The sequence below is a fragment of the Streptomyces lycii genome (genome assembly GCF_009735685.1).
Lineage (GTDB): Bacteria > Actinomycetota > Actinomycetes > Streptomycetales > Streptomycetaceae > Streptomyces > Streptomyces lycii.
The window spans coordinates 37,684-44,507 of record NZ_WHPN01000419.1 but is presented as its reverse complement, the minus strand read 5'-3'; the positions used below and the strand labels follow the sequence as shown (position 1 = coordinate 44,507).

At 75.0% G+C, this 6,824-nt stretch carries 4 protein-coding genes; 2 read left to right on the top strand and 2 right to left on the bottom strand.

Going from position 1 to position 6,824, the window contains the following annotated elements; translation table 11 throughout:
* Positions 1–185: 185 nt before the first annotated feature.
* Together GCU69_RS29995 and GCU69_RS29990 are read left to right on the top strand one after the other, a co-directional pair.
* Positions 186–1,088, top strand: a complete 903-nt coding sequence (locus GCU69_RS29995; protein ID WP_156207766.1) for a DUF4097 family beta strand repeat-containing protein — start codon at positions 186–188, stop codon at positions 1,086–1,088.
* 1 nt (position 1,089) lies between these two features.
* Positions 1,090–2,184: a PadR family transcriptional regulator gene (locus tag GCU69_RS29990; protein ID WP_098750027.1), complete on the top strand. Its 1,095-nt coding sequence runs from the start codon at positions 1,090–1,092 to the stop codon at positions 2,182–2,184.
* 472 nt (positions 2,185–2,656) lie between these two features.
* Here GCU69_RS29990 and GCU69_RS29985 read toward each other — a convergent pair whose 3' ends face one another.
* Both GCU69_RS29985 and GCU69_RS29980 read right to left on the bottom strand, forming a co-directional pair.
* On the bottom strand, positions 2,657–5,464 hold the full coding sequence (locus GCU69_RS29985; RefSeq protein WP_156207765.1) for a type 1 periplasmic-binding domain-containing protein: 2,808 nt from the start codon (positions 5,462–5,464) through the stop codon (positions 2,657–2,659).
* 280 nt (positions 5,465–5,744) lie between these two features.
* On the bottom strand, positions 5,745–6,707 hold the full coding sequence (locus tag GCU69_RS29980; protein WP_098750025.1) for a zinc-binding dehydrogenase: 963 nt from the start codon (positions 6,705–6,707) through the stop codon (positions 5,745–5,747).
* Positions 6,708–6,824: the final 117 nt, after the last annotated feature.

The window sequence follows — 6,824 nt, the reverse complement described above, 5'->3', positions numbered from 1 at the left end:
CCGCCGCACGGCGCCGACCCGCACGGCAACAGCCCGCACGGCACCGGCGCCCACGGCACCGGCGCGGCCCGGTCCGCGGCGCACCGCGGGCCGGGCGGGCTTCCGAAACCGGCAACCGCGATATATCGTGTTGGCAGGCAGTCGCGATATGTTGCGTGCTGCGTCCGCGCCGAGGAGGTCAGGCCATGCCAGTCCGGTCCCAGTGGTCCGTCGACGAGCCGCGCAGGCTGGTCCTCGACGAACCGGTCCACAGCGTCAACGTCCGCATCGTCGGCGGCGCCGTCAACATCGTCGGCAGCGAGAACGCCGGGCCCGCCCAGGTCGACGTCGACGAGTTGCACGGACCGCCGCTCACCGTCACCCAGGAGGGCGGCAATCTCACCGTCGCGTACGACGACCTGCCCTGGAAGGGCTTCCTCAAGTGGCTGGACCGCAAGGGGTGGCACCGCGGCGCGGTCGTCTCCGTCACCGTGCCGCCCGGCACCCGGGTCGAGGTGGGTGTCGTGGGCGCGAGCGCGGTTGTCTCCGGCATCTCCGGCCGCACCGACCTGCGCGGGGTCTCCGGTGACAGCACGCTGGTGCGCCTCAGCGGCACGGTCCGGGCGGACACCGTCTCGGGCCGGGTCGAGGCGCAGGGGCTCACCGGCGATCTGCGCTTCAACTCGGTCTCCGGCGACCTCACCGTCATCGAGGGCTCCGGGCGCGCCGTACGGGCCGATTCGGTGAGCGGCGACATGGTCTTCGACCTGGCGGACGTCCCCGAGGACACCCGTATCGCGCTCAACACCGTCTCCGGCGAGATCGCGATCCGGCTGCCGCAGCCCCTGGACGCGGTGGTCGACGCCAACACCGCGAGCGGCGCCGTCTCCTGCGACTTCGACGGCCTGCGGGTCAGCGAGCAGTGGGGCGCCAAAAAGATCACCGGAACGCTCGGCTCCGGCAGCGGCCGGCTCCAGGCCGCCACGGTCTCCGGCGGCATCGCGCTGCTGCGCAGGCCGCCGGCCGACGACATGGACGAACCCGACGACGCGGCACACGGGCCGTACGACAGCTCGCCCGGCGACCCGGCCGGCAGGAAGGTGCTCTGACATGCCCCCCGTCTTCGCCCACGGCCGGTTGCGTCTCTATCTGCTCAAGCTCCTCGACGAGGCCCCCCGACACGGCTACGAGGTGATCCGGCTGCTGGAGGAGCGCTTCCAGGGCCTGTACGCACCCTCCGCCGGCACGGTCTACCCGCGGCTCGCCAAGCTGGAACGCGAGGGCCTGGTCACCCACGCCACCGAGGGCGGCCGCAAGGTCTACTCGATCACCGAGGCCGGCCGCGCCGAACTCGCCGGCCGGCAGGGCGAACTGGCCGAGCTGGAACTGGAGATCCGGGAGTCCGTCTCGGAACTCGCCGCCGAGATCCGCGAGGACGTCCGCGGGGTCGCGGGCGACCTCCGCCGCGAGATGCGCGCCGCGGCCGAGCAGGCCCGCGCGTCCGGGGGCCGCGCGTCCGGCCGGAGCGGCAGGAGCAGCGGGAACGGCAGAGGTGGCGGAGGTGGCGGGGAGACTCCTCCGTGGGGCGACAAGGAGGCGTGGCGGCAGGCGAAGGAGGAGCTGCGCCGCGCCAAGGAGCAGTGGCAGGAGCAGGCCCGGCGGGCCACCGAGGACAGCCGCCGCGCCCAGCGCGACGCCCAGCGCGCCCGCAAGCAGGCCAAGGACGCGCAGGAGCAGGCGCGCGACGAGGTGCAGCGGATCGCGCGGCGGGTGCAGGAGCAGACCCAGGAGCACATCCGGGCCGGTGACTGGCAGAGCGCCGTCCGGGACGGCTTCGCCGAGATCACCCGCGAACTCAACCGCTTCTCGCGGCAGGGCGGCCAGACGGCCGGCGAAGCGGCGCCCGGCACGTCCGCGACCGCCGGCGAGGGCGGGGGCGGCGGCACGGAGTCCGCGGGCACCGGCGCGGCCGCCCAGGCGGAGGCCACCGCGGCGCCGCCGGAGCCGGAGTGGGCCCGGGAGACCGTGGGGGCGTCGGGCGATCCCGCCCGTGAACTGGAGCGGCTGCTCGACCGGTTCCGCGACGACATCCGCGACGCGGCCCGCGACCACGGCGTCACCGAGGCCCAGCTGAAGGACGCGCGGCGGCATCTCTCCACCGCGGCCGCGCACATCGGGGTGGTGCTCCGCACGCCCCGCGACTGACCGGAAGCCGGCTTCAGCGCGTCGGCGGTGAACCACCGCGGGCCGCCGCTCGCTCCGGGCCCTCGGGGGCCGGGCCCCTCCGGCGGTGCGGCGCCTTCCGGTGGCTGCGGCTGCCCGCCGGAGCGGTAGGACTCCTTCCGCTCCGGTACGGGCGCCGGGCCGTACCGGCTCCTTCCGCGCCGGTACGGGTGCCCGCCGGGCCGTACAGCTCGTCCGGCTCGGGCACGAGGCACCCGCCCGGCCGTACAGCTCGTCCCGCCCGGGCACGGGGCACCCGCCGGTGCGGTACGGCCGCTTCCGTCAGGCCGGGGGCCGGGCCCGGGCCCCGCCGCCGCTCACACGTCCCGCCCGGGGCCGCCGCCGCGCACACGCCACGCCCGCGCCCCGCCGCTGCCCCGGTGGGGCCCGGCCCGCCGTTTCCCCGGTGGGTCCGGGCCCGCGCGTACGGGCCGCACCGCCCGGGCCGGCCGGTTCAGTCCGCGTCGCGCGGGCAGTCGTACGCCCCGTCGGGGCCCCATTCCGTCTTCTCGACACCGTTGTCGAGCGCACCGCACTCCAGGACCACCTTCGAACCGCTGTCCGTGTGGTGCAGGATCAGCAGCCGCTTGTCGCGCGGCACCTCTCCGCTCTCCCCGTAGGCCAGTGACCCGGACGCGCCGCGCAGCCCCGCCGTGCCGCCCACGCCCGCCTTCAGCGCGGCCTGCACCGTGCCGCGCCCGAACTCCGCGTCTCCCGCGTTCTGCCGGGCGGCGTTGACCGCGGCCCCCAGCACCTGGAGCGCGTCCCAGGCCAGCGGGGCGCGGCCGTCCTCGCGCCACGGGTCGGAGTTCCCGTACGCGGCGGCGTAGTCGTTGCGGAAGACCTCGCCCCGGACGTTGGGCGGATAGCTCGCGGGCAGCGCGTGCGCGGCGTAGTACAGCCGGACGCCCGGGTGGCGCTCGCTGGGGCGCTCGACGTCGACGACGGCGTTCGTGAGGTCGTTGCCGCCGAGCACGCTGACCCGTCCGTTGCAGCCCGTACCGCTGCCGAACTCGTTGAGGAACGCGCCGAACTCGTTCGCCCGCGCCGCCCAGTAGACGACGGTCCGCCGCTCCTCCTTGAGCGCGGCACAGACGCTCGCGGCCATCTCGGAGAGGTTCTGGACCCACTCGACGTCGTCCCGGCCCTGGGCGGAATGCCGGCTCCGGCGTTCGGAGGTGGAATACCAGATGGTCTCGGAGTCCTGGAACTCCTCGGTGAACCTGGTGCTCAGATTGGCGCTGTAGACGTCGTCCGGGTCGGCGATCACCACGGCCCGCTCGGCCGGCGCGCAGACCCCGGGCTCGGTCTCCACGACGTTCCCCCGCCGCGCGAACCCGGCGGCGATCCGCGCCTCGCGACCGTTGTCCGGCGCGACCTGCCGGTACATCCGGTGCCGCAGCATCTCCTCGGCCGTCGCCACGGTCCCGATCATCGGCAGCCCGTTGTCGCCCAGCTCGTCGCGGGTCTCCAGGGTCGCGTGGCGGCTCTGGCCGAGGCCCACGACGCCCATGATCTCCTCCGCTCCCCCGTTGCCGCCCGCGCCCTCCCGCGCGATCTCCCGGGTGATCCTCCGGGCGACGTCAGGGGCGTCCTCGAACCCGGGCCCCGCGTCCTCGAAGCGCACCCGCAGATAGACCTTGTTGCCCTCGTCCTTCGCCGCGGCCCGGTTCAGCTCGGCCTGCGAGAGCGCGATGCCGCGCAGCTCCGGAACGGCCCCGCTGTACATGGCCTCCTGCCACGAACCGGCCGTCACCGGCACCCCGAGATAGACCACGGTCCGTACGACGGCACCGGGCCGGCCCGCCGCCCGGTCGGCCTCCTTGTTCTGCCGCTCGATCGTTCCGCGGACCTCTTGGTAGAGCTTCTCGGGACTGCGGTCCGGCCAGTCGGGAGGCGCGTCCCCGGACTTGCGGGTTCCGGCGGAGGCGCCGCCGAGGCAGGCGTCGCTGTTCCGCGTCAGCGCCCAGTCGACCGCGTACACGGCCGTTCCGGAGAGGATCGCGAGCACGGCGACGCCGCCGACGAGCGCCTCCACCCGGGGCGCTGCGTCGGAATGGGTGCGTCCGGGCTGCACCTCCGGATAGCGGTTGAGCCAGCGGGCCGCCGCCGGATCGGGCGCGTGCGGCGCGACCCGTACCCGCAGGACCCGGCCGAGGCCGCGGCCCGTCGCCCCGGCCCAGGACTTGAGCGTGCCCGCCGCGTCGACGAACCCCTCGGCACCGTCGCCGCCCGACGGCACCGCGGCCACGAGCACCGCCCCCGTGCAGCCCGTCTGCTCCACCGCGGGCGGGAACTGCCGCAGCAGCCGGGGAGTCCACTCGGGATACGCGCCGATCTGCGGCAGCACCAGGGCGAAGCGGCTGCCGCGGCGGCGGCCCCAGGGCGAGAGCCTGGGCCGCCGGAACGCCGCTTCCAGATCGGTCAGCAGCGCCCGCAGCAGGACGTCCACCGTGCGGTCGCGCAGCTCGGCCGCGCCGCCGTCGTCGTCACAGCCGTCCTCGCCGCAGTCCCGGCCGCCGCCCGGGGACGCGCCGGCCGGGGAGGGTGACCCGCTGCCGGACAGCAGTTGCACCTGGACCGTTCCCGCCGGCGGGGCGGTGCCCGCCAGGCCGCGGGCGTCCCGGAAGAATCCGGTCCCCTTCTGCAGTCCCGCCCACTGCCGGTACCAGCTGCCGCGCCGGGTCATCCGCCGCTCCTGCAGCCGTCCGTACAGCCAGCGCGGCAGGACGTTGAAGAGCGGCTGCCGCAGCCAGTACCAGAGCAGCGCGGGCACTCCCGTGGGCACCCGGTCGCCGCCGCTGATCACTTCCAGGGCCTTGAGGACGTTCGAGTCCTTGCGGCGCTCGGCGTAGCACCGGTCGCGGAGTTCCCTGGCCTGCACGGCCGGCTGACGCTGGGTCAGGTCGGTCTCGATGATCGTGCACATCAGCTCGAACTGCGGCAGCCTGAGCCTGCCGAAGCCGCCCGGCCGGTTGCGTTCCAGCTCCTCCGCCAGCTTCTGGAAGAGGTCGCCGATCCGTTCCCGGCGCGGGCCGGAGGGCGCCCCCGCCACCTGCGCGTACGGGACGCGGGCCCGGCCGCCCACCCGGAACCGCGCGCACAGCCCGTCCGCCAGCTCCTCGGCCTCCCGGCCCGGCCCCTCCTGTTCGAGCAGGACGAGCGGCGCGGGGCCGCGCCGGCCGGGCGGCAGCACCAGCAGGCGTTCCAGATGGTCGACGAACAGCTCGACCTTCGGCAGCGGCGGAACGGAAGAGGACATGGCGGCACCCCCTGGCGGGCAGCCGTCGTGGCCCCGTGGCCGCACCGCGCCCCCGCCTCGGCCATCTCTGCGGACGATAAGGCCCGGCTCGATGGCCGGGCTCGTGCATTCCAGGCCCCATCATGCCCATCGGTACGGGGTCCATGCCGCCGTTTCCGCCCACCGCTTCACCCGGACGGGGACCGCCGGCGCCGGGCCCGCGACCGCAGCGGCCCGGCCGCGGGCGTTCGGTGCGCCGGGGCCGGGCGGACACGCCCGGCGCCCGCGGCGCCCGCGGCGCCTAGACCGTCAGCACGATCTTGCCGAACAGGTCGCCGCCGGCCATCTTCTCGAAGCCCTCGCGCGCCCGGTCCAGCGGCAGCACGGAGTCGATCACCGGCCGGACGCCGGAGGCCGAGCAGAAGTCGAGCAGCGAGCGCAGCTCGTCCTTGTCCCCCATGGTCGAGCCGACGACCTTCAGTTCCAGGAAGAAGATCCGGTTGAGCTCCGCGGTCTTCGGGTTGGGGCCGCTGGTGGCGCCCGAGATGACCAGGGTGCCGCCGGGCTTGAGCGACTTGACCGAGTGCGACCAGGTGGCCGCGCCGACCGTCTCCAGCACCGCGTCCACCCGCTGCGGGAGCCGCGCGCCCGGCTCGTACGCCTCGTACGCGCCCAGCTCCACGGCCCGGCGCCGCTTGGCCTCGTCCCGGCTGGTGGCGTACACCCGCAGGCCGGCCGCGCTGCCCAGCACGATCGCGGCCGTCGCGACGCCGCCGCCCGCGCCCTGCACCAGCACGGCGTCTCCCGGCCGGACGTTCGCGTTGGTGAAAAGCATCCGGTAGGCCGTCAGCCACGCGGTCGGCAGGCAGGCGGCCTCCTCGAAGGACAGCTCCTTCGGCTTGGGCAGCAGGTTCCAGGTGGGTACGGTCACCTGCTCGGCGAACGTGCCCTGGTAGCGCTCGGTGAGCAGCGAGCGCGGCTCCTTGGGACCCACGCCGTGACCGCTCTGCCCGATGACGGAGTGCAGCACGACCTCGTTGCCGTCCTCGTCGACACCCGCCGCGTCGCAGCCCAGGATCATCGGCAGGGACTCCTCGCCGAGGCCCACGCCGCGCAGCGACCACAGGTCGTGGTGGTTGAGCGAGGCGGCCCTGACGTTGACGGTCGTCCAGCCGGGGCGGGCCGAGGGCGCGGGGCGGTCCCCCAGCTCGAGGCCGTTCAGCGGCTGGTCACGGTCGATACGAGCGGCGTAAGCGGCGAACATACAGCTCCAATCTCGGATGCCGCCGACCCTAGATCGCGAAGGGCCGCGGAAGGAACCACGGCCGCGTGTGACGCGCCGCGCAATACGGCCGTGGGCGCAGCAATACGGCCGTGGGCG

Bases quoted from the DNA above. Each gene is read 5' to 3' on its own strand.
- GCU69_RS29995 (WP_156207766.1), top strand. From the start codon at position 186: ATGCCAGTCCGGTCCCAGTGGTCCGTCGACGAGCCGCGCAGGCTGGTC.
- GCU69_RS29990 (WP_098750027.1), top strand. From the start codon at position 1,090: ATGCCCCCCGTCTTCGCCCACGGCCGGTTGCGTCTCTATCTGCTCAAG.
- GCU69_RS29985 (WP_156207765.1), bottom strand. From the start codon at position 5,464: ATGTCCTCTTCCGTTCCGCCGCTGCCGAAGGTCGAGCTGTTCGTCGAC.
- GCU69_RS29980 (WP_098750025.1), bottom strand. From the start codon at position 6,707: ATGTTCGCCGCTTACGCCGCTCGTATCGACCGTGACCAGCCGCTGAAC.